General features: G+C 46.1%; 19 protein-coding genes. 1 reads left to right on the top strand and 18 read right to left on the bottom strand.

The annotated features are described in order from the left end of the window. Nucleotides 1-4: 4 nt before the first annotated feature. From R8695_RS02235 to gpr, 11 genes are all read right to left on the bottom strand, one after another. Nucleotides 5-1,102: a hypothetical protein gene (locus R8695_RS02235; RefSeq protein ID WP_118510549.1), complete on the bottom strand. Its 1,098-nt coding sequence runs from the start codon at nt 1,100-1,102 to the stop codon at nt 5-7. Then, entirely contained in the window at nt 1,099-1,533 is a 435-nt protein-coding gene (locus R8695_RS02230) for a hypothetical protein (RefSeq protein ID WP_118510551.1), read from the bottom strand. The genes R8695_RS02235 and R8695_RS02230 overlap by 4 nt, the downstream gene beginning before the upstream one ends. A 117-nt stretch (nt 1,534-1,650) precedes the next feature. Further along, complete coding sequence (locus R8695_RS02225; protein WP_118510553.1) at nt 1,651-2,355, bottom strand: ComF family protein; 705 nt, start codon at nt 2,353-2,355, stop codon at nt 1,651-1,653. Next, nucleotides 2,352-4,610, bottom strand: a complete 2,259-nt coding sequence (recD2, locus tag R8695_RS02220) for an SF1B family DNA helicase RecD2 (RefSeq protein ID WP_154780409.1) — start codon at nt 4,608-4,610, stop codon at nt 2,352-2,354. Before recD2 ends, R8695_RS02225 begins: the two co-directional genes overlap by 4 nt. Nucleotides 4,611-4,716: 106 nt before the next feature. Continuing rightward, nucleotides 4,717-5,706 (bottom strand): rod shape-determining protein, encoded by a 990-nt coding sequence (gene mreB / locus R8695_RS02215; protein WP_118510557.1) that lies wholly within the window; start codon nt 5,704-5,706, stop codon nt 4,717-4,719. An 89-nt stretch (nt 5,707-5,795) separates the two neighbouring features. Continuing rightward, nucleotides 5,796-8,639, bottom strand: coding sequence for an excinuclease ABC subunit UvrA (gene uvrA / locus R8695_RS02210; RefSeq protein WP_154780410.1), 2,844 nt, complete (start codon nt 8,637-8,639; stop codon nt 5,796-5,798). Nucleotides 8,640-8,745: 106 nt separating this feature from the next. Beyond that, nucleotides 8,746-9,897, bottom strand: a complete 1,152-nt coding sequence (gene hemW / locus R8695_RS02205) for a radical SAM family heme chaperone HemW (RefSeq protein WP_154780411.1) — start codon at nt 9,895-9,897, stop codon at nt 8,746-8,748. After that, on the bottom strand, nt 9,878-10,234 hold the full coding sequence (locus R8695_RS02200) for a hypothetical protein (protein WP_154780412.1): 357 nt from the start codon (nt 10,232-10,234) through the stop codon (nt 9,878-9,880). Before R8695_RS02200 ends, hemW begins: the two co-directional genes overlap by 20 nt. 39 nt (nt 10,235-10,273) lie before the next feature. Next, the gene (gene lepA / locus R8695_RS02195; RefSeq protein WP_154780413.1) at nt 10,274-12,082 is read right to left on the bottom strand and encodes a translation elongation factor 4; all 1,809 of its coding nucleotides are present in this window, start codon (nt 12,080-12,082) and stop codon (nt 10,274-10,276) included. Nucleotides 12,083-12,164: 82 nt separating this feature from the next. Further along, nucleotides 12,165-13,358, bottom strand: coding sequence for a stage II sporulation protein P (locus R8695_RS02190; RefSeq protein WP_308418829.1), 1,194 nt, complete (start codon nt 13,356-13,358; stop codon nt 12,165-12,167). 50 nt (nt 13,359-13,408) lie between these two features. Further along, nucleotides 13,409-14,350 (bottom strand): GPR endopeptidase, encoded by a 942-nt coding sequence (gene gpr, locus R8695_RS02185; RefSeq protein ID WP_154780414.1) that lies wholly within the window; start codon nt 14,348-14,350, stop codon nt 13,409-13,411. A 163-nt stretch (nt 14,351-14,513) separates the two neighbouring features. On the opposite strand from gpr, the gene rpsT reads away from it, so the two are divergent. Then, a complete protein-coding gene (gene rpsT, locus R8695_RS02180) occupies nt 14,514-14,792 on the top strand; it encodes a 30S ribosomal protein S20 (protein ID WP_117676189.1) in 279 nt (92 codons plus the stop codon). Between the two features lie 155 nt (nt 14,793-14,947). Here the strand turns inward: rpsT and holA are convergent, their stop codons facing one another. The 7 genes from holA to R8695_RS02145 form a co-directional block, all read right to left on the bottom strand. Then, entirely contained in the window at nt 14,948-15,940 is a 993-nt protein-coding gene (holA, locus tag R8695_RS02175; RefSeq protein ID WP_154780415.1) for a DNA polymerase III subunit delta, read from the bottom strand. Beyond that, nucleotides 15,937-16,491, bottom strand: coding sequence for a transcription repressor NadR (locus tag R8695_RS02170; protein ID WP_154780416.1), 555 nt, complete (start codon nt 16,489-16,491; stop codon nt 15,937-15,939). The genes holA and R8695_RS02170 overlap by 4 nt, the downstream gene beginning before the upstream one ends. Nucleotides 16,492-16,565: 74 nt before the next feature. Continuing rightward, nucleotides 16,566-18,953, bottom strand: a complete 2,388-nt coding sequence (locus R8695_RS02165) for a ComEC/Rec2 family competence protein (protein WP_154780417.1) — start codon at nt 18,951-18,953, stop codon at nt 16,566-16,568. Between the two features lie 20 nt (nt 18,954-18,973). Beyond that, a complete protein-coding gene (locus R8695_RS02160; RefSeq protein WP_154780418.1) occupies nt 18,974-19,924 on the bottom strand; it encodes a GerMN domain-containing protein in 951 nt (316 codons plus the stop codon). An 11-nt stretch (nt 19,925-19,935) separates the two neighbouring features. After that, nucleotides 19,936-21,387, bottom strand: coding sequence for a sensor histidine kinase (locus R8695_RS02155; RefSeq protein WP_154780419.1), 1,452 nt, complete (start codon nt 21,385-21,387; stop codon nt 19,936-19,938). Nucleotides 21,388-21,527: 140 nt separating this feature from the next. Then, on the bottom strand, nt 21,528-22,379 hold the full coding sequence (locus R8695_RS02150; RefSeq protein ID WP_118510579.1) for a hypothetical protein: 852 nt from the start codon (nt 22,377-22,379) through the stop codon (nt 21,528-21,530). A gap of 60 nt (nt 22,380-22,439) precedes the next feature. After that, entirely contained in the window at nt 22,440-23,057 is a 618-nt protein-coding gene (locus R8695_RS02145) for a hypothetical protein (RefSeq protein ID WP_154780420.1), read from the bottom strand. Nucleotides 23,058-23,081 lie beyond the last annotated feature (24 nt).

Here is a 23,081-nt window from a genome sequence, read left to right as displayed (position 1 = left end):
CAGCTTACAGGTCTTTCAGAGATTCTTCCAGTTTTTTCTCAAAATCTACATGGTCTACATTTGCTTTTCTCACTACAGGTCCAGCTTCCTCTGTTGGCTGTACTGCATCTTCTTCCCCGTGGAAAATAGGGTTCGCATAAGATACTACATTGTCTGTGGCATCTTTCTCTTCTCTGGCAGGTTCACCGTTGATCTTCTTGATACTTCTTTCAGAAGTGGCAACTGCTGCCTTCGGAACAGCCTTCACATAGTAGTAGTACTCATCATCCTCATACTCAAGTCTCTCTGTACGGCTGTAATCTCCGCCAAATACAAAAAACTCCAGAAGCAGTCCCACAACTACGGAGACCACTGTGTATACAATAAGGTTGATCATATCAATGTTCAGGTTCAGGATAACTCCTCCCCCGAGAACTACCAGAATATAAACAACTCCTCCTGCAACAATGGCGATCCTCCACGCATAATCGAAAGAGCGGGTGCGGATCAGATTTACCAGCAGGATCACTACGATAAATGCGATCACTGTGATCCACATTCCCCAGTTCTGTACGATCCCGTCAGTGAGAAGTTTCAATTTATCTGTCATCAGCACGTCCGGATTCTCCAGAAGTTTATGCTGTACAGACAGAAAACGGATAAAATAATAAATAACCACACCGCAGCCTGCCGGAAGTGCAGATGCCGCACTGCTGAGCAGTCCGCTTCCGATAGGAAGAAGTGCCGGAACACTGAATCCGAAGGATAACGGTGTAAATACCAGTACCAGATTGGTCCCTGAACTGAATCTCAGGAAAAGGATTGCCATAAACAGGATCAGCACCAGAAGAAATCCGGCAACTTCCGGCCCAAGTGCATATCCGTGAGCGAGCATCATGGCAAATCCTACAAAGATCATCACCCCTGAAGGCAGGATCGAACAGATCAGTGCCAGGATCAGAACGATGAATATATTATTAATCTGTTCCATATATCCCATATTTGCATTGATCCATATGAAATATACCAGTGCCAGGACGAATTTCAGAAATGGCAGGATATAAATCTCATACTCACCGTATAAATTCTTTATTTTCTGTTTCAATTCGAGTAATGCTGTCATTTTTTATATCCTCCTGATACTCCCCGGAACGAGGATTTTTTCTCTTCACGGCTGTAGATCTTATTCAGCTGTGTAAGTTCCTGATAATACTCTTTCACGCTTTTCTTGGCCTTATGGTACTTGACAGAATACTGGATATAAGTCGCCACTGAAAAAACGACCAGCACGACTACATATCCGATCACTGCATTCCTTCCCACTGCCACCAGGTCCATCTTATGAATGTTGTCTACCAGATATTCTCCGAAATATGCCGCGATCCCGGCCAGGATCAAACAATAACCGATAGTCACCAGGAAAAAGTTCTTGATCAGGGCGAGTCCTATGTAATCACTTCTGTAATATCGGCTCACCGGAAGATACTTCTTTCCTTCTCCCTGTTCATACATGGCAAGTTTATTCATGATTTTAATCTTCTCTTCATTTAACATAAATAACTCCTCATTGCTTCTCTTTTCTTCCGTTATTTCCGCAAAAAAAGTCGCAGAAACCCATATTCATACAGACTGATTGTAACATATATCATTATTTATGAAAAGCATTTTTTCTCATGTCCTGCCTGTACAGAGGGTAAGAAAATAAATCTTTTCCCCGCCCTTTTTCTTCAGGCAGGCAGCCATGGCATCCATTGTGCTTCCCGTGGTATAAACATCATCTACCAGAAGGATCCTCTTCTCACTGATCTTCCGGGTAACCCGAAACGCAGACTCCAGATTCTTCCTGCGCTGGACTGCAGTAAGTTTTTTCTGGGACGGTGTCCTGCGTACTTTCTGCACCAGATCAGGATCCACGGGGATTCCTGTATATCTGCCCAGTCTTTCTGCCAGATATTCTGACTGATTGAAGCCACGCATCCGAAGCTTCGTCCTGTGTATGGGGACAGGAACGATCAGCTGTGGGTCCCATCGGAGGATTTCCTTTCTGCCGAATCTGTACATGGCAGCTGCATAAAAATCTCCATACTCTCTGCAGCCGTAGTATTTATATCGTGTAACAGACCTGCGCATCCGCTCATCATAAACGAATATTCCTATTCCCTGATCAAAGAGATGATGATGTTTCTCACAGTCCCTGCAATATTCTCCTGCATTTACCGGTTTCCCGCACAAAAAGCACCTGGGATGCCCCACAGGGTGCAGGTTCTCTTCACATTCCGGACAGATCATCCGGTTCTGGTCTTTCAGTACTTTCTGACACACAGGACAGCATCTGGGGTAAAAAACATTCAGGATATTCTCGATAAGTTTCTTCACATTCCGGTCATTTCTCCCTTCTCCACTGCATCGTTCAGCTCCCGGATCCGTTCATCCAGGGCACTGTAACGCTTCTGCTGCTTCTCATTGCGGATCATCTCCCCGAAAGTTTCCTCACTTCCCACAACTGTCACACACTTACGTGCCCTGGTCACAGCTGTATAAAGAAGATTTCGGTTCAGAAGCATTTTCGGTCCGGAAAGAAGAGGCAGGATCACTGCCGGGTACTCCGAACCCTGTGATTTATGTATGGTGATCGCGTACGCCAGTTCCAGTTCCTCCAGCTGTTTGAAGGAATATACAGCAAATCTTCCATCTTCAAATTCTACTTCTGCAGTTTCCGCAAATTCATTGATCTCCTTAAGGATTCCGGTATCTCCGTTAAAAACACCAATCCCTTTCTCTATCACAATTCCGTATCTTCCGCGGATCTCCCATTCCATCTGGTAATTATTCCTGATCTGCATTACCTTATCACCCTCACGGAACAGCCTGTCACCCAGAGTATGTTCCTTTCTGGAGCTGTCCGGTGGGTTTAGATATCTCTGCAGAATCTGGTTTAACCGCTCCACTCCCAGAAGACCTTTCCGCATAGGTGTCAGTACCTGGATTTCAAAAGGACGGGCATCCACATATTTCGGAAGCTTCTCCTGGATCAACGCGATCACTACGCGGATAATAATATCTGCATCATATCTCTTCAGGAAAAAGAAGTCCCTGCTTTTATTATTGATCTGTACCTGCTCACCTCTGTTGATCTTATGGGCATTCACTACAATAGCGCTCTCAGAAGCCTGCCGGAAAATCTTCGTCAGCTCTACTACAGGGAAGCATCCGCTGTGGATGATGTCCCTCAGTACATTTCCAGGTCCCACACTTGGAAGCTGGTTCTCATCCCCTACTAGGATCAGTCTAGTTCCGGCTGTCACTGCCAGAAGCAGGGAATGCATCAGGTGAATGTCCACCATGGACATCTCATCAATAATGATCACATCTGCCTCCAGCGGGTTCTGGGCATTTCTCTCAAATTTCGCCGAATGTCCGTCCCTCTCTTCTTCCGGCATGCCGTTCAGCTCCAGAAGCCTGTGGATGGTCTGTGCTTCATATCCCGTGGTTTCTGTCATCCTCTTCGCAGCACGTCCGGTAGGCGCAGCAAGCCGAAGCTCTGCACCCTCTCCTTCGAAAAACTGTATGATGGCATTGATCGTAGTAGTCTTACCTGTACCCGGACCACCGGTCAGAATAAAAAGTCCATGGCTGGCTGCTTCCGTCACCGCCTTTTTCTGCATTTCATCCAGAACAGTCCCTGTTTCCTTCTCGATCAGTTCAATTCTCTTCCTGACAAGCTGTTCATCTTCCGGGCATAAAATGTTCAGTTCGCACAGCATTCTGGCTGTGTTCAATTCCAGATAATAATACTGGCTGGGATAAACAACATTCTCCCCGTTTCGTTCCTTCAGCACCAGCTTCCTGTCAATGACCATATCCATCAGATGCTTCTCCATATAGGATTCATCCACTCCCAAAAGCTGGGAACATCTGGCAAAAAGCTGTTCCTGTGGAAGATAGGTATGACCTTCTCCCGAAGCCTGTAAGAGAGTATACAACATACCGCTTCGGATTCTGTAATCTGAATCTGCATGGATCCCGATCCTGGCTGCGATCTCATCTGCGATCTTAAATCCCACACCGGAAATATCTTCTGCCAGTTTATAAGGATTCTCCTGAAGTACTGTATAAATTGAATCCTTATATTTCTGATAGATCTTCGCTCCCAAGTTCAGGGAAATCCCATATTTCTGAAGAAAGATCATAGCCTTGCGCATGTCAGCTTTCTCTGTTACCTGCGCTGCGATCTCCCTTGCTTTCTTTTCACTGATCCCTTTCACTTCTGCCAGTCTCTCCGGTTCTTCCTCCACGATCCGTATGGTATCCTCCCCGAATCTCCGCACGATCCTGGCTGCCAGTGCTGCACCGATTCCCTTAATGGCACCAGATCCCAGATAACGTTCCATAGCCATGGTATCTTCCGGCATTTTCTCTGTAAAAGAGGAGATCTGAAATTGCCTGCCATATACAGGATGATGAGTATATACCCCTTCCGCCTCGATCACTGCGCCCTGAGTCACAGCCGGAAAACTGCCTACACAGGTCAGTTCCTCCTCTTTCGAATCCTTCAGCACCATAACTGTATATCCATTATCTTCATTCCTGAAAATAATATGATCTATATATCCTGTAACAGTATCGCTCATCTTTTCCTCCCTGTCAGTGTACCAACACACCGGATTATTTCAAAAATCAGCCTGTGGCACACTATATGTGAAAAGAGGCACTGCATCTGCTGCAGCACCTCCTGCTTTATCCGTCAAATCTGGACATGATCTCCGCATATTTGCCCGTTCCTATGGCAACCACACTCATCGCATCCTGCACTGTCAGTGTGCTTACCCCCGTTCTCTGCTCGATCAGTGTATCCATTCCATGGAGCAGTGCACCACCGCCGGTCAGAACAATTCCCCGGTCTACGATATCTGCTGCCAGTTCCGGAGGTGTTTTCTCCAGAACTCCGTGGACGGCTTCCACGATCTGTCCTGTAGCATCTCTCAATGCCACACGGATTTCTTCTGATGTAAGTGTTACTACCTTCGGAAGTCCTGTGATCACATTCCTTCCCTTTACTTCCATGGTCCTGGGTGCTGATTCCTCACAGGCGGTTCCGATCTGAACCTTGATCTTCTCCGCACGGTCTTCCCCAATAAAAAGACCATGATTCTTCCTCACGTAATTCATGATCGCCTGGTCAAAGGTATCTCCTGCTGTCTTCAGGGATGTGGAAACCACCACACCTCCCAGGGAGATCACAGCCACATCCGTAGTTCCTGCTCCGATATCCACGATCAGGTTTCCAAATGGTTTCGTCACATCCACCCCGGAACCAATGGCTGCTGCAATAGGCTCTTCCACCATAAATACATCTCTGGCTCCGGCCTGATAGGTGGCCTCCTCCACAGCTTTACGCTCGATCTCTGTAATTCCGCTTGGAACGCAAATGCTGATACGCGGCTTACGGAAAGCACGCCTTCCCATTGCACGGGAGATAAAATATTTCAGCATCTTCTCCATAACTGTATAATCTACGATAACGCCCTGACGGATAGGACGGATGATCTCCATATCAGAGGTGATACGCTCTTCCATCATTCGGGCTTCTTCTCCGATTGCTCTGATTTTCTCTGTATTTTTGTCATAAACTACAATAGAAGGCTCATTCAGCACCAGGCCCTTCCCTGTAGAATACACCAGACTGTTTCTGGTGCCCAGGTCAATTCCAATATCACTTGCCGGCATAGGAATCCCCTTTCTTTCTCTCATTACTGTAAACAGTAATCATTATATACAAAATCCCGCCAAAAGAAAACCCCTGCATTCCCGGTATTTTACTGTTCCAGATATTTTTTTACATATTTACCGGTGTAAGATACCGGTGACTGGGCTACTTCTTCCGGTGTGCCCTGGACTACCACAGTACCGCCCTTATCTCCGCCCTCCGGACCGATGTCTATAATATAGTCTGCCGTCTTGATCACATCCAGGTTATGCTCAATGACCACTACTGTATTTCCGCCTTCTGACAGACGTTTCAGTATCTCCACCAGTTTATGGACATCTGCGAAATGAAGTCCTGTGGTAGGCTCATCCAGAATATAAATGGTTTTCCCTGTGCTTCTCTTGCTCAGCTCTGTGGCAAGCTTGATCCTCTGTGCCTCACCACCGGAAAGTTCCGTGGACGGCTGGCCCAGACGGATATAGGAAAGTCCTACATCATAGAGTGTCTGGATCTTCCTTTTAATAGAAGGAACATTTTCAAAAAAGGTCAGAGCTTCCTCTACTGTCATATTCAGCACATCATAAATGCTCTTATCTTTATATTTCACTTCCAAAGTTTCGCGATTATATCTCTTGCCTTTGCAGACTTCACATGGTACGTAAACATCCGGTAGGAAATGCATCTCGATCTTAATGATTCCGTCACCGCTGCAGGCCTCACATCGTCCGCCCTTCACATTAAAGCTGAAGCGTCCCTTCTTATATCCTCTCGCCTTAGCGTCTGCTGTGGCAGCGAAGAGATCTCTGATCTGGTCAAAAACACCCGTATAAGTGGCAGGATTTGACCTGGGTGTACGTCCGATAGGGGACTGGTCGATATTGATGACCTTATCCAGCTGATCCACTCCCAGGATATCTTTATGTTTCCCCGGGATCACTCTGGCACGGTTCAGGTCCCTGGCAAGATGTTTATAAAGAATCTCATTGATCAGTGAACTCTTTCCGGAACCGGACACGCCTGTGATACAGGTCATGATCCCAAGGGGGATCTTCACATCAATGTTCTTCAGATTATTCTCCGCAGCTCCACGGATCGTGAGAAATCCTGTGGGTTTATGGCGTTCTGTGGGTACCGGGATCTTCAGCTTTCCGCTGAGATAGGCACCTGTGACAGAATTCTCATTCTTCATCAGATCCTCAGCAGTTCCCATGGCAACCAGCTGTCCCCCATGTTCCCCTGCTCCGGGACCGATATCTACGATACAGTCTGCTGCCCGCATGGTATCCTCATCATGCTCTACTACGATCAAACTGTTTCCCAGATCACGAAGCTTCATAAGGGATCCCAGCAGCCTGTCATTATCACGCTGATGAAGTCCGATACTTGGTTCATCCAGAATATAGGCAACTCCCACCAGACCGGATCCGATCTGTGTGGCAAGGCGGATTCTCTGCGCCTCACCGCCGGAAAGAGTACCTGTAGCACGTCCCAGGGAAAGATAATCCAGTCCTACATCTGACAGGAAGCTGACTCTGGCACGGATCTCTTTCAGGATCTGCTTACCGATGATCTGCTGCTGAGGGGAAAGTTCCATCCCGCCCAGAAATTCCTTCAGCTTCTCTATGGACAGATTGGTGACCTCATAAATATTCTTATCTGCTACTGTCACTGCCAGGGATTCCTTCTTCAGACGCTGTCCCTTACAGGTCTTACACGGAGTGATCTGCATGAATGATTCATATTCCTGCTTCATGGTATCTGACCCCGTCTCTCTGTAGCGCTGTTCCACATTGCGGATCAGCCCCGGGAACGCCACATCATAAACGCCCTCACCTCTCTGACCCTTATAATAAACTTTCACAGAATGGCCGTTGGTTCCATTGATGAGAATATCCTGGATCTTCTCCGGATAATCCTGAAATGGTGTAGCCAGACTGAAGTCATACTCTCTGGCAAGTGCATCCAGGATTGCCCTGGAAAAACTTCCCTGGCTTGTACAGGACTGCCATCCTGTCACCACAATGGCACCTTCCAGGATACTCAGTGATTTATCCGGGATCATCAGATCTATATCAAATTCCATCTTATATCCCAGTCCCAGACAGTCCGGGCAGGCACCGAACGGATTATTAAAGGAAAAGCTTCTGGGCTCAATCTCGTCAATGCTCACGCCGCAGTCCGGACAGGAGAAACTCTGGCTGAAATTATGGATCTGTCCGTCCATAGTATCCACCATCAGAAGCCCGTCTGCCAGATCCAGCACTGTCTCTATAGAATCTGCAAGTCTCTTCTCGATCCCCGGCTTCACGATAAGACGATCCACCACGATCTCAATATTGTGCTTGATATTCTTATCCAGGCTGATCTCCTCGGAAAGTTCATACATATTCCCGTCGATCTGCACACGTACATACCCGCTTCTTCTGGCATGTTCCAGCAGCCTGGCATGAGTCCCTTTACGTCCCCGCACTACAGGCGCCAGCAGCTGCAGCCTGGTACGCTCCGGAAAAGCCATGATCGTATCCACCATCTGGTCTACCGTCTGCTTCCTGATCTCCCTGCCGCATTTCGGACAATGCGGGATTCCCACCCTGGCATATAATAATCGAAAATAATCATAAATCTCCGTCACTGTTCCCACTGTAGAACGTGGGTTGCGGTTGGTTGATTTCTGGTCGATGGAAATGGCAGGAGGCAGTCCCTCAATGCTCTCCACATCCGGTTTCTCCATCTGTCCCAGGAACTGTCTGGCATAGGAAGAAAGCGACTCCATATAACGTCTCTGACCCTCTGCATAGATCGTGTCAAACGCCAGTGATGACTTACCGGAACCACTCAGTCCGGTAAATACTACAAACTGATCTCTGGGAATATCCACACTTAAATTCTTAAGATTATTAACATTAGCACCTCTGATCCTGATAAAATGCTTCTTCGTCGTATCCGCAGCCATTCTCTGCCTCCTGTAAAAAAGTTTCTCCTACTGCTCTCAGTAATTCTCAATGTTTCTTTCATTTCTGTTCCCAGTATAATATGCGAACATCCGTTCGTCAAGGTGTTTATAAAAGAAATTCCGCCATGATCTGATTGCTCACATGGATCCCCGGACGTGTCAGAAAGATCCTGTCCTCTTTCTCCTGCAGCATTCCCATGGCCATGTATCTGTCCAGAACTTCCCCGTAGATTTTTTCCACAGGGCATCCGAATGTCCGGGCAAAATCTGTCCTGGCAATCCCCCTGGTCATACGCAGTCCCAGAAACATAAATTCCGCCATTTCATCCTCTGTGGTAAGAACCGGTTCCTTTTCACGGATCTGTTCCGGATCAGAACTGTTTTCCAGATATCTGTTCCAGTCTGCGGTATTGGCGAAACGGAGATTTCCATAAAGAGAGGCTGCCCCCAGTCCAAATCCCAGATAATCCTGCCGGGTCCAATACCCCACATTATGCCTGCATTCCCTGCCTTTTCTGGCATAATTGGAAATTTCATACTGTTCATATCCATATTCCGCCAGGATCCGGGCCGCTGCCTCATACATTTCATATTCTGTATCCTCATCCGGAAGATCCAGTTTCCTCTCTGCAAAAGGAGTCCCCTCTTCTATGATCAGGCTGTATGCGGAAATATGCTCCGGTCCCAGTTCTGCCACTGTGCAGAGATTTCCGATCCAGTCCTCATAGGTCTGCTCCGGGATGGCGCTCATCAGATCTACATTGATATTGTCAAATCCGGCATCTCTTGCCTGTTTATAGGTTTCCAGAAACTGCCTGTAATTATGAATCCTTCCGAGGATTTTTAACTCCCTGTCCTGAGGGGACTGCAGCCCGATACTCAGACGATTGATCCCGAAACTTCTGTATGCCTGAAGCTTCCGGGCATCTACAGTACCGGGATTTACTTCTATCGTGATCTCTGCATCCTCCTGCAGTTTAAAATCTTTCCTGATCTCCCTCAGGATCTCTCCCATAAACTTCTCATCCAGCACAGAAGGAGTGCCTCCTCCAATAAATATGGAGGACACACTCCTTCCCCTGCCTTCCTTTACTGCCTGTATTTCCTTCAGAAGTGCCTGTACATAGGCTGCCCTTTTCCCAGGATCCGAGGGTCCTGAAAGGAAATCGCAGTAATCGCATTTTCTGATACAAAACGGAATATGGATGTAGAGTTCCATGGGAGAAGCTTCTATATTATTACTGCTCCTCACTTCCATCGCTCTCTCCTGTTCCAGCATCACTGCTGTCTGTATTATCATCTGAATTATTGTCCGTACTGCTATCCGCTGCACTGGTGTCTGTACTGTCTGCTGCACCGGAAGTGCTCTGGTCAGCCAGATATTCATTCACCATTGTCAGATTTCCATTGGTGGTGACTGCTACAGAATCTACCTGATCCGGTGCCGGGGTAGATGTGGGGGACGGAGGTGCTACACTGATCTGAATCACCTGCGTGGATTTCGCATCTGCCGCCTTCTTTCCACATCCTGTCATCATGACTCCTGCCAGCAGAACAGTCAGGACAATGGCTGTTTTTTTGCCCGTATTTCTCATTTCCAGGTCCTCTCCGGGAATTCTCCCTGACAGTCTTTCTTATTTGTCATCCAGCTTCAGCACGCTCATGAAGGCTTTCTGCGGAATCTCCACATTACCTACCTGGCGCATACGCTTCTTACCTTCCTTCTGCTTCTCCAGCAGCTTCTTCTTACGGGAAATATCACCGCCGTAACATTTGGCCAGAACGTCCTTACGCATGGCTCTTACTGTCTCTCTGGCAATGATCTTGCTTCCAATAGCTGCCTGGATCGGAATCTCGAAGAGCTGACGCGGGATCTCATCTTTGAGTTTCTCGCACATCTTACGGCCTCTCTCGTAAGCAGTATCTGCATGTACGATAAAGGAAAGGGCGTCCACTTCTTCTTTGTTCACCAGGATATCCAGTTTCACCAGTTCACTGCGCTCATATCCACAGAGTTCATAATCCAGGGAAGCATATCCTCTTGAACGGGATTTCAGGGCGTCAAAGAAATCATAGATGATCTCATTTAACGGAAGTTTATATTTCAGAAGTGCACGTGTTTCTTCCATATAATCCATTCCCAGATACTGTCCTCTGCGCTCCTGGCACAGATCCATGATCGCTCCGATAAACTCTGTAGTGACCATGATCTCAGCATTTACCATCGGTTCTTCCATATATTCGATCTCTGACGGATCCGGAAGGTTGCTCGGATTTGTCAGATTGATCACTTCGCCGTTTGTCTTGTGTACTTTGTAAATAACGCCCGGTGCTGTAGTTACCAGATCCAGATTGTATTCTCTCTCCAGACGCTCCTGGATGATCTCCAGATGAAGCAGTCCCAGGAATCCGCATCGGAATCCGAAACCAAGGGCTACGGAAGTCTCCGGTTCATAGAAAAGGGAAGCATCATTCAGCTGAAGCTTCTCCAGCGCATCCCTCAGGTCACCGTACTTCGCTCCATCAGCCGGGTACAATCCGCAGTAAACCATAGGATTTACCTTCTTATATCCCGGAAGTGCCTCTGCACATGGTCTCTCTTTATCCGTAACTGTATCACCTACACGTGTATCTCCCAGATTCTTGATACTTGCAGTGATATAACCTACCATACCTGCAGTCAGTTCCTCACACGGAATAAACTGTCCTGCGCCAAAGTATCCTACTTCTACAACTTCTGTGGTAAATCCGGTGGCCATCATCTGGATCTGGGTTCCTTTTTTCACACGGCCGTCCATAACACGGCAGAATACGATAACACCTTTGTATGCATCATAAATGGAGTCAAAGATCAGCGCCTTCAGAGGTGCGTCCACATCTCCGTGAGGTGCAGGGATTTTTGTCACGATCTGCTCCAGGACTTCTTCTACATTCAGTCCTGTTTTCGCAGAAATCCTGGGGGCATCGTGTGCCTCCAGTCCGATCACATCTTCAATCTCATTTACCACTCTGTCCGGCTCTGCACTTGGCAGGTCGATCTTATTGATAACCGGAAGTACATCCAGGTCATGATCCAGTGCCAGATAAACATTGGCAAGTGTCTGCGCCTCGATTCCCTGAGCTGCATCAACTACCAGGATCGCGCCGTCACAGGCAGCCAGGCTTCTGGATACCTCATAGTTAAAGTCTACGTGGCCGGGGGTATCAATGAGATTGAAAATATATTCTTCCCCGTCCTTCGCTTTATATACAATACGCACTGCCTGAGACTTGATGGTAATACCACGCTCTCTCTCAAGCTCCATGTTATCCAGGACCTGTGACTGCATTTCACGCTCTGTCAGTGTGCCAGTCATCTCAATGATCCTGTCTGCAAGTGTTGATTTGCCATGGTCAATATGTGCAATAATACAGAAATTTCTGATTTTGCTCTGATCTATCATTCAGGAATTCCCTCCTAATATTTTTCTGCTGTTGATTTGCTAATTCTGTATTATAGCATATATTTCCGGCATTTGTCACCGCCTATTTCCGGGGATTCAGGACTTTATCCAGAATATCGGCAAAAGGTTCCATGGCATTTTTTACTTCCTGCACTGTATTGGTCTGGGCGCCTGCCTCCAGAAGGATGGAACAGGGACGGAAATGAAGATTGTAACGGTAGCCTGCCAGATAGATTCCGCGGTAATAATCCGGGTAATATTCCGCAGCCTGATATTCCAGCTGAAAAGAAAATGCCAGATTCTGCTGTATGTAAGGATTGGGAAGATAATCCAGATTTCCCTTGTCCACTGTATAACTCAGGCCATTGTAAAAAAGGATCTGGGCCGTGGGCTTTCCATTAATTTCCGTTACCAGATGGCGGTCCTCAGAAACTCCGTCCCTGTGAAGATCTATGACCACCTGAATATCCGGGTTTTCCTGAAAATACGATTCCAGATAATCACGGGCATAGTCATACGCAGCACTGCGATCCAATTCTCCCCCTGCCATGTCAAATTCTTCTTTCACATGTGCCACCTGATATCCGTAATCTTCTGTAAGGATCTGCGCCAGATAATTTCCCACCCCTACAATACTGTCCTCTTCTTCCCCTTCTCTGGAATCTGCAAACGTTTCCTGGGAATGGCTGTGATAGATTAGGATCTGGGGAGTCCGGGTGTCTTTTTGTATAGAAAAATCCTCCTCCAGAAAATCCGGCGCATTCAGATGCGCAGCCCCTGCTTCTGTATTATCATCCACAATATAAAACTGCCCCAGCATATAATCAGGATCAGCCAGCTTTTCCGGCGAAAGATCGATCACCGGATGGGGCAGGGCCGCCGCCACAGTTTCCCTGGAAGAATCATGGATAGAACGCTCGTCCGAAGTCTCTGCTTCCTTCGGTGCCTCTGTAACCACAGGCTCTTCCGACAGTTTCGGTTTTTCTGTTATCTTGGGATTCTCTTCAGTTTCCGGATTCTCTACAATGTCAGGTACAGGCGTCTGCTCCGCCTGTGCCTGTTTTCCCAGATATTTCCCATTTTCCCGGGCAAGCATCTCATAGGTTTCCCTGTCCTCATATCCTGACATCTCCCGGGACTTTTTTTCCAGAAAGCGGTACAGTGGCAGATGCCTGTACACATTTTCTCCTGTAAAAAAAGTTCCCGGCAGTACAGCCAGAACAGCAAAAAAACACAGGCTCAGCACAACTCCCAGCGCTTTCTGAATTCTCGTCACATGATCACCTCTTAAAGGTATCCTATGACATGCTTCTGAGGATTATACTTTTATCTTCTCTGCTCCGATTCGCGGGGACTCTCCGGCTGCTGTGAAAAAGCAATATTCAGTCCTTCGGAAATCGTGTAGCTTAAATATTTCACTGTTTCATCCACATCCCTGGGAGTCACAAACATGGTATGCAGATGAGGAGAGATCATTTCTTCCAGAAATTCTTTCTGCTCTGTTTCTTCCAGTGCATCCAGCAGATGAGCCATGGAATCACGGACAATGGTAGCTGCATCCACCACAGTAGGAACGCCGATGCCAATCACCTTCACCTGCAGGTTTTCCTCTGTAAGTCCGACCCTGTGATTGCCTACACCAGACCCCGGGTTAATCCCTGTGTCTGTGATCTGAATGGTACGGTTCAGCCTGCGGGTGCTTCTGGCTGCCAGCGCATCGATGGCTATCACCACATCCGGTTTCGTCTCTGCCACGATTCCCTGCACGATTTCCGATGTCTCCATTCCGGTCTGTGCCATTACCCCTGGTATGATCCCGCTGACACGATGCATCCTTTCTTTCCCCATGCTTTTCAGACCGTATTCCCGGATCATGTGCCTGGTAATATAAAGATTATCCACTACATGGGGTCCCAGAGAGTCCGCTGTGATCGCGGAATTGCCCAACCCCACCACCAGAATGGACTGTTCCCGCTCCAGATGGATCAGTTTTTTCAGATGTAATGCCAGTTTCTCTGAAATTTCCCGGTGGTAATCCTCATCTGACATGGAAAGTCCCGGAGCTTCTATGGTAATATAATTTCCCTGCGGCCTTCCCATAGTCCTGGCTCCGTTTTCTGTAGTGATCTTCACTACTGTTGTCCGTACATCTTTCTCCTCATCATAGTCCTCACTGATCTCCACCCCGCGTATTTCTACATTTTCCTCTGTAAAACGTTCCGTCGCTTCCAATGCCAGGTCTGTCCTGATCCCATAGCTTCCCAACATAGTTTTATCCTCCACAATATAATGTATTTTCTAATATATTTTTCGCTTTTTTTGTACAAATATGTATTGACAAGAGAAAGTAATTAGGATAATATATATAAGCATGTTCATAGGAGCGCCCGTGTCTGTTTCTATGACAGGAGTATAATAATTTTAATAATAATTGGAGGTGTACGAATTGGCTAACATTAAATCTGCTAAGAAAAGAATTTTAGTAAACAGAACAAAAGCAGCTAGAAACAAATCTATTAAATCTGCAGTAAAGACTTCCATCAAGAAAGTTGAAGCAGCAGTAGCAAGCAAAGATAAGGCAGCTGCAGAAGTAGCATTAAAAGATGCTGTTTCCACAATCAGCAAAGCTACATCTAAAGGTGTTTATCATAAAAACAACTGTGCAAGAAAAGTTGCTCGTTTAGCTAAAGCTGTTAACAGCATTGACTAATCATAAATTGAATTTTTAATTATAAGCTTATAATTAAAAGGACAGCCATCACCGTCATGTGGCTGTCTTTTTTATTTGCTCTCCGCGAAGTGCAAGTCCCCCACTGCTTATTGCTTTTCGCAATTAAAGCAGGAGACTTACTTGATTTGGTTATATTATCCCGCCGCCTTCTTGCTGCTGTATTTAATGATCAGAAGCTCCACACTGAGCTTATCTTCCAGACGCCCGGTCTTTACCGATTCTTCTGCATCCACGAAATCCCTGACTGCCTGTTCCAGCTCTGAGATACTGTATGCCCTGGCACAGGATACAATATTTCTCACTGCAAATGTGGGAACTCCCAGTTTCGACGCCATTTCTGTCTGGGCAAGTCCTGCTGCCCCAAACTGTTTCACCTGCAGAAGTTGACGGTACTGCTTGGCAAGCAGAAACAGAATGCGCATAGGCGGCTCTTTTAAGGTAAGCAGATCATAGTAGAGTTCCAGGGCTCGTTCCTGATTTTTCTCTGTTACTGCACGGACCATGTCAAAGATCCTGTTTGTAGTCTGGGTAGTACAGATTTCTTCAATATCCTGCCCGGTTACCACATCCCTGCCCTCTGTATAGCAGATCAGCTTCTCCAGCTCCATTCTCAGATTGCCCATATCTGTACCTGTTTTCGTCAAAAGCAACTCCATATCCCTCTGAGTGATCTTCTTCCCTGCTTTTCCCAGAAGCCCGGCAGCCCACCGCATCAGGGTTTTCTCATCCTGTCCTTTGAATTCTGTAATGCGGCCGCACGCTTTCACCTCCTTATACATCCGGCTCCTTTTGTCCACCTCTGATTCCACGAAGATCATACAGAGGTACCCCGGCAGCTCTTTCATATAGTCAGCCAGTTCTTCACATTTATTCTTAAAAAACCCCGTATCCTCCAGCAGGATCACTCTTCTGTCTGCGAAAAAAGGCAAGGTTTCACAGAGATCGATCAGCTGTCGGATATCAATGCCTTTCCCCTCATAATGATTGAAGTTCATGGTATCTCCGTCCGGATTCAGCGCTTTCTCCAGATTGTGTTTATACTGCTGCTTCAGATAAGCTTCTTCTCCGTACAGAAGATATGCCTGTTTGAAATTTCCTGTCTTAATGTCTTCCTGTATACTTTTCAATTTCGCACTTCCTTTTGGTGTTCTTTCTCCCAGGGCTGCAGCGGTGCCAGAAATCCCGCCCTTTCCAGCTGTTCTCCGATGAGGTCCAGTCTCTCTTCACTGGACGCCTCCACCAGATGATAATGATAACCGGAAGTCGCACTGCTCAGTACTGTAGACCGGCTACTGCTGATGGCCTGGACAAATTCATTTACATCCTGTCTGGAGCGGATATCCATTTCTGCACTGACACGGCCGTATACCCTGTGACTGATGCTGATATTTTTTACCCTGCCTCCGCAGTCTACGATCAGATTCAGTTCCTGGGCAGCCTGTTCCTGTCCATGACGGACCTTAAACTCTCTGGTACACGCCACATCCTCATCCTGCTGCAATACATATCCCCTGGTTGTAGAAAGGATCCCCGGCGTGGAAGCACGGATCACAGCCATATCCTGCACGATCACCTGTCGGCTGACTCCGAACTGCGCTGCCAGCGTCCTGGCCGCCACAGGCACCTGTGTCTCCCGGAGGATCTTTAATATTTCGATTCTTCTCTGTGAAGTGTTCATGATACATTCTCATCCTTTCGATTTCATTCCGGACTGCAATGTCTGCTGTCCGGAACTTCCTAATAAATATCATATCATCTGCCACCGTTCTTGGAAACCCCAAAGATTCCCACAGAGAATTTCTTTTCTGATAAATTCTTTTGCGTTGTACTCATCGTACTCTTCCATATGGCAGCTGCACCTGTATCCTTCGTGATCAGAACCTGAACCCCTGCATCCTTCAGACGTTCCAGTGTCTCCGGTGAAGGATGTCCGTAGGTATTCGTAGCCGAACAGGAGATCACAGCCACTTCCGGTATGACTGTTTCCAAAAACTCCATTCCAGTGGAATACCGAGAACCATGATGGGCCACTTTGATGAAATCCACATCCTCCAGAACTCCCGCCGCCTTCAGCTGCGCTTCTGTTTCCTGCCCGATATCTCCTGTAAACAGGCCTTTCAACTCCCCGTATTTTAGTTCCAGGACCATGGCCTCTTCATTTATATCTTTCTTCACTTCCTCTTCTGACACGTTCTCAGGAGGCCACAAAACATCCAGCTGCATCTGCCCATACTGTATCCTGTCGCCCCTTTTCACATAAAGGACAGAAATTCCTGCATTTTGCGCAAGTTCTGTCAGCTCTGTATAATTCTTATTTTCCCTCTGATCTCCCCAGTCAGGCAGGATCAGATAGTCCACTTTCACCGCAGTCAGGCCTTTTCCCACATATTCCAGGATCTGTCTCACACCGCTGATATGATCCTCATCTGTGTGGGAAATATAGATTCCATCCAGCCTGGAAATTCCTCTGCACTTCAGATACGGAAGGATCTGATACTGCCCCACTGCGCTCTTGTTCGTACTGCCTCCGTCAATAAGCAGGTTCCATTTCCCCTCTGCTTCCACCACGATCCCGTCTCCCTGTCCCACATCCAGAAAAGTAATGCGAAGTGCCTCTTTCTGCCGGTAACTCAGAAAAAGCACTGCCAGACAGACTGCAGCCATCCCTGCTGCATGAAAGATCACACCAGCTCCCGGATGTTTCTTCCTTCCCGATGACCCGCGTATCCCTTCTTTTCCCCTGTCTCCCACCGGTTTATCCACATAATGTTCCCTGTATTTCCTGCCTGTCCACAAGATTCCCCCACAAACCACATAATAGCCCACGATCTGCCAGGACCGGGGCCGCCCCAGTATCCAGGTACCAAAAGGAATCCGTCCTGCCAGAGTACCCAGCAGCTCGTAAATCTTTAATACTGCCCTCCCCGGGATCACCAGTACCGCGGCACCCTTCAGAAAAACCAGTCCAGTCAGTGCCCCTGCCACACCGCTTCCCAGCACAATGCCTGCAGAGGGCAGCACCAGCAGATTCAGAAATATCCCCACAACCGACACTTCCCCGTAGAACCAGAGAACAATCGGAAGGGTGGTAAGCTGCACCACCACCGACCCAAACAGGGCACGAAGGATTTTGCCCTCTACATTCCAGATTTCCAGAACTGCCGGAAACACCACGCCGATTCCCAATACTGCCCCGAAGGACATAAGAAACCCTCCATCCAGAAGATATCCCGGACTCTCCACCAGGATCAGAATGGCAGACGCAGCCAGGGCAGTGGGCAGGTCATAGATCCGTCCTGCGATCTTCGCTCCTGCGGAAAGCAGAAACATGCAGACTGCACGCATGGTGGAAACACTGCCGCCCGTCATCAGTCCGTACTGCAACATGACTACCAGGGACACAAGTCCCGCAGGCCAGATCCCTAGCCCTGCCCGCTTCAGAAGATTATAAAGTCCCACCCCCAGAAGACTGATATGTAACCCCGAAATAGCCAGGATATGGATGATCCCCGCCATCTGGTACCGCAGTTTCACCTCCTGATCCAGATTGCTCTTCTCTCCCAGCACCATAGCCTGAAAGATTCCCGCTTCCTGTCCACAGATCTGATCCAGGATCCCTTCGAGGCGCTCCCTGGCATCGATCAGAAACTGTCCATATCCGGAATGAAACGATGATCTTCTCCTGATAATCCCTTTATTCATCATATAGTAAATATGACGACATCTGTAATACTGTCTGCTGTCAAATTCTCCTGGATTGCGTAGTCCTTCCACCTCCGTCAGCTTTCCGGACACGAAAACCAGACTTCCGGCAGGAAGTTTCTCTTTTTTATTTAAATTCACTTTTACTTCATCAATGAGTACTTTTTTATTTGAGGAAATTTCTGTAGAGATTTCTTCAGAATCTTTTTCAGAATTGTAAATAAGATAGGTATTTTTCAGATATACAGATTGGGTTTCTTCCTTTTCCTGGCACCTGACCACCTCCCCGCAGATGGTGGATTCCGGGTGCTTACTGATCCATGTCTGTACAGATTCCGGCAGGGGATTTCCACGGATCATGGAAAAACCCAGCCAGTCTGTCACACACAGAAATGCAGCCAGAAGCAGGCACAGGACGCACACCGGGCGTCTTCTCATTGCGCTCCTCCTATAATTGGTTACTTTTTCTTCTGGTCATCTGTTTCCGCTGTTACCAGCTTGTCATTTTTTTCGTAGAAGCAATACAGCTCCATCTTCTCTCCAAATGTATCCAGTTTATCCTTAGTTCCCACTGTGATCTGGACCTTATCTGCATCCAGGGCATCCAGAAGGGAATTCACCACCGAATAGATGGGGATATTCTCGGAAACATCCAGTGCATAAGAAGAAAATACACGGTCAAAAGCCACATAACAGATATTATCTGCAAGTGTTACATTCAGAATCTCTGTGTTCTCCGGGATCGTAGGATAATGTCCTTTCTCCAGAGGTCCTTTCATCAGCTGCTGCAGGATAATCCACTCTTTCGGAATGCTTCTCTTATACCGGACCGTGCGCTGTTCCTTTACCAGATGCTGTCCCTCTTTATCTGTGAAATAGAGGGTAAATGTATTGCTACAGTATGCATCCGGTTCGCTTCCGCTGAATTCCGCGAAAGTATCTTCTGTCATCTCTCCCACAGGTTCTCCCCTGGAATCCAGAAGATCTTCGTTCTCTACCGTAAATCTTACTGCTGTGATCCCCGGAACCTGTAAAAATGTCCTTACCACGCCTGCACGGACCATAAGTTCCCTTGCACCGCTCATCTCCTGATATTTACTGTTGAAATTCACAACCAGCACATTGTCTTCTATGCTGTAATTCATCTGCACTTCATCAGGCAGAAGCCCTATATCTTCTTTGTCTGCCTCACGGTTATTGAGCCGCTGCATCATATCCTTCAGCATATATTCCACAGTAGTCTCTTCCGGAGAATAAGCCTCTCTGACCAGCTGTGTTTCATCCTGGCTGATCTCATAGATATAATAACCTGACGACGGATTTCCATTATCCTGAACTTCTACAGAGCATCCTCCCAGGAAAATGCTTCCGATCAGTACAGGCAGGATCCTATATATTCTTTTTCTCATACCTGTACCTCCTAAGACGGAATATATGACAGAGGAATGCGGACGGAAAATGTAGTTCCTTCCCCTTCCCTGCTGAACACTTTGATCACACCGTGATGCATAGCAATAGAACTCTTCGTGATCGCCAGTCCAAGTCCGGTTCCGCCGATCTCTTTGGAATGGGACTTATCCACTCTGTAAAAACGCTCAAAAATACGTTCAATGCTGTCTTCCGGGATTCCCATTCCGGAATCCGCTACCGTGACATAAAAATATTTATGGTCTGCATCCAGGGATACACGGACCCATCCATCATCTACGTTATATTTGATCCCGTTTTCTACCAGATTGCTGATGGCAAGGGTGAATTTCACCTCATCCACATCTGCCTCTACAGGGCGGAAACAGTCCAGGATCAGGTCGATATTGCGCTTGTCTGCAATAGGACGCAGTCTTTTCAGGATGTCCTCCAGAAGCTGGTTGATATCCATATGAGTAATGTTCACGTCAGCAGCCTTCTTGTCCATCTTGACAAGCGAGAGCAGGTCTGTGATAATCTTGCTTTCCCTGTCGATCTCTGCCGTGATATCTCCCATGAATTCCTGATAAAGTTCTTCCGGAACTCCCTGCTGGCCTACCAGGGAATCTGCCAGCACCTTCATGGAAGTAAGAGGTGTTTTCAGCTCATGAGACACATTGGATACAAATTCCTGTCTGGACTCATCCAGAATTTTCATACGATTGACCATCTTATTGAATGCGTCTGTGATCAGCTCTGTCTCTGTATAGTCAGGCACACTGATCTCTCCATCCAGAACACCATCTGTCAGATCCTCGATGGATTTCGTTACTCTTGCAAGAGGTTTTACCAGGATCGTTGACAGCAGCCATGACAGGAATATTGCGAGAACCACAATAATTCCGATCAGCATGACGCCTTTCTGTTCAAGCTCTGCCAGGGTATCTGCGATCTCTGCTGCCGAAACAGTCACCAGCATCACGCCCTGGATCTGTCTTACATCCGGACTCTGCACAGGTACAGCCAGCTCCAGCACCTGGTTATTTTTGTCGTAATTAACTGCTTCTTCTCCCTTGAAACACTGTACTGCCAGGGAGCTCAGTAATGTCTTTCCTTCTTCTGTGTGAAACGTATCTCCTACTATCTTAAAATCTCTGTCTGCCAGAAGAACCCTGCCATCATAGATGTTCGTAAACAGCTCCAGCTTGCTGTTCACCGTCTGCGAACTGGTATCATTCAGATAATTCTCCTTGATGATCAGGTTACTGAGAATGCCACACTGATCCTGTATGGTTTCTGTAAGCATGGAAACAGCACGATCTTCATAATTATGCAGCATGGTACAGGTCACCACCACACCCGGCACGATTCCCAGAATGATTAAGATAATCAGAATACGAAAACGCAGACTTCTGAAAAAGTTGTTTCTTTTTTTCACCTTTTCAACTCCGTTCTCTTTCAACATGCAGTTTCCTGCATGCGCACTGTTTGTTCGTAAAACACTTTTTTGTTTATCGAATCCTTATCATCTTATCACAGAAAAAATAGTTTTTCACCTGTTTTTCTTAAAAATGGGTACAAAAAGAACGGTCGGTGTTGTTCCTGTCAGACAATCGTAATACCACTTTCGTTCCAGTCTATAGGAATCTCTTCACCATCCAAGTAAATCACATAATTTTGGGGTTTTCCTTTTCCAAGATAACCATTATAACTTATCTGTTCTCCATTTTTATTTACAAATTCTTTTTTTGTAAAAATTGTATTTTGTGTATCTGATATCTGAAAATCTTTATTATCATTTTTTTCGCAAACAACACTGACATATAATTCTCCGGTTACAATACATTCTCGCACAACAATAGAGTTATCTTTCTTAAAATCAGCCCTGTTATAAAGATATTTTATCTCAGAATTTGTTGTACATTTCCATCCTTTTTCCCCTTTATAGACTATTTTACTATACATTTGTCTATCTTCCAGATACAATACCTCTATGGAATCTTCACCATATATTTCATCTATTTTATTTTTTTCAATTCCATAATACTTTTCTGCCTGATCTGCTGTTGAAAAACTCACATATGCATTTTCTATTTCGCAAAACGACATTATGATCAGAAATACCGTACATAATATCGCCCATGCTATAATCCTCTTTGACGCAAGCTTTTTCATTTTCTTCATGATTGCCAGACCTAAACAAAAGACAATACTACAAATAAATATACGTACATTATTATATGTAATCCCTCCCTGAAATTTACTCTCTCCCGGGTGAGTTCGATGATAATTCGTTCCGGTTACCATACCATAGAATATAAAGTTTATCAAAAACATAATTAACGTTTTTAACGATATTTTTCCTTTATGTTTCTTTTGTCTGTATATCCTTATACAAGTACAGATCAGTAAAACAAATAGCAGCAGTTCAGCAATATCCAGTATTTGTATATCCATATTTCTATTCTCCTTAATCCTAATTTGAGCCGCAGACATATTTCGCTTTCATTTTCTCAATTACTCACTGACTTTTGCCGTAACATAATACCAGCCCTTTTCTTTCTCAGACAGATTAATTTCATATTCTATTCCTCCATATTCTTTTACCATCTGAATCACATCTGTCCGGCTGTCATCCTTACTATATGTAAATAAAGAAAATCCACTGTCCAAAAAGCCTTGTGTATACCAGAATCCAACTGTATAACTTCCATTATTCTGTCGTACTACAGCTTCTCCACCTGAAGAACATTTTTTATAATCTTCTGGTAGTTCAATTAATTCCAGATCTTTCCTTGTTTTTATCTGGTTCTCCTGTACCATCTGAACAATTTCAGTCCTTTTTTCCTTATATACCTGAAAGTTTAATTTTTTTATTCCATCATTAAACAAAAATGCCAGATATATTCCAAATAAAAAAACTGGTATTGCTGCAACCCCAAATACACGAATCTTTCTCAAACAGCAAAAACTCCGTATGATATATATAAAAGTTAGAATAAATGATGCAAAAATAACATACCAAAATCCCCTGAAAAAAAGTTCTTCAAAATACCAGATTGTAATAAAATTTACAGATATCACAGCTATGCATTGTAATATAAATGATTTTAATTTTTTTCTCTCATCCTTCATTTCCCGCTCCTTCAACCAGATGTG

It is taken from the genome of Blautia luti, assembly GCF_033096465.1.
GTDB lineage: Bacteria > Bacillota > Clostridia > Lachnospirales > Lachnospiraceae > Blautia_A > Blautia_A luti.
The sequence above is the reverse complement of the archived record's forward strand: the minus strand, read 5'-3'. Positions and strand labels throughout refer to the sequence as shown.

Coding starts and splice junctions, on each gene's coding strand:
- R8695_RS02235 (WP_118510549.1), bottom strand. CDS start 1,102: ATGACAGCATTACTCGAATTGAAACAGAAAATAAAGAATTTATACGGT.
- R8695_RS02230 (WP_118510551.1), bottom strand. CDS start 1,533: ATGTTAAATGAAGAGAAGATTAAAATCATGAATAAACTTGCCATGTAT.
- recD2 (WP_154780409.1), bottom strand. CDS start 4,610: ATGAGCGATACTGTTACAGGATATATAGATCATATTATTTTCAGGAAT.
- mreB (WP_118510557.1), bottom strand. CDS start 5,706: ATGCCGGCAAGTGATATTGGAATTGACCTGGGCACCAGAAACAGTCTG.
- uvrA (WP_154780410.1), bottom strand. CDS start 8,639: ATGGCTGCGGATACGACGAAGAAGCATTTTATCAGGATCAGAGGTGCT.
- hemW (WP_154780411.1), bottom strand. CDS start 9,897: ATGGAAGTGAGGAGCAGTAATAATATAGAAGCTTCTCCCATGGAACTC.
- R8695_RS02200 (WP_154780412.1), bottom strand. CDS start 10,234: ATGAGAAATACGGGCAAAAAAACAGCCATTGTCCTGACTGTTCTGCTG.
- lepA (WP_154780413.1), bottom strand. CDS start 12,082: ATGATAGATCAGAGCAAAATCAGAAATTTCTGTATTATTGCACATATT.
- gpr (WP_154780414.1), bottom strand. CDS start 14,350: ATGTTGGGAAGCTATGGGATCAGGACAGACCTGGCATTGGAAGCGACG.
- R8695_RS02170 (WP_154780416.1), bottom strand. CDS start 16,491: ATGAACACTTCACAGAGAAGAATCGAAATATTAAAGATCCTCCGGGAG.
- R8695_RS02165 (WP_154780417.1), bottom strand. CDS start 18,953: ATGAGAAGACGCCCGGTGTGCGTCCTGTGCCTGCTTCTGGCTGCATTT.
- R8695_RS02160 (WP_154780418.1), bottom strand. CDS start 19,924: ATGAGAAAAAGAATATATAGGATCCTGCCTGTACTGATCGGAAGCATT.
- R8695_RS02155 (WP_154780419.1), bottom strand. CDS start 21,387: ATGTTGAAAGAGAACGGAGTTGAAAAGGTGAAAAAAAGAAACAACTTT.
- R8695_RS02150 (WP_118510579.1), bottom strand. CDS start 22,379: ATGGATATACAAATACTGGATATTGCTGAACTGCTGCTATTTGTTTTA.
- R8695_RS02145 (WP_154780420.1), bottom strand. CDS start 23,057: ATGAAGGATGAGAGAAAAAAATTAAAATCATTTATATTACAATGCATA.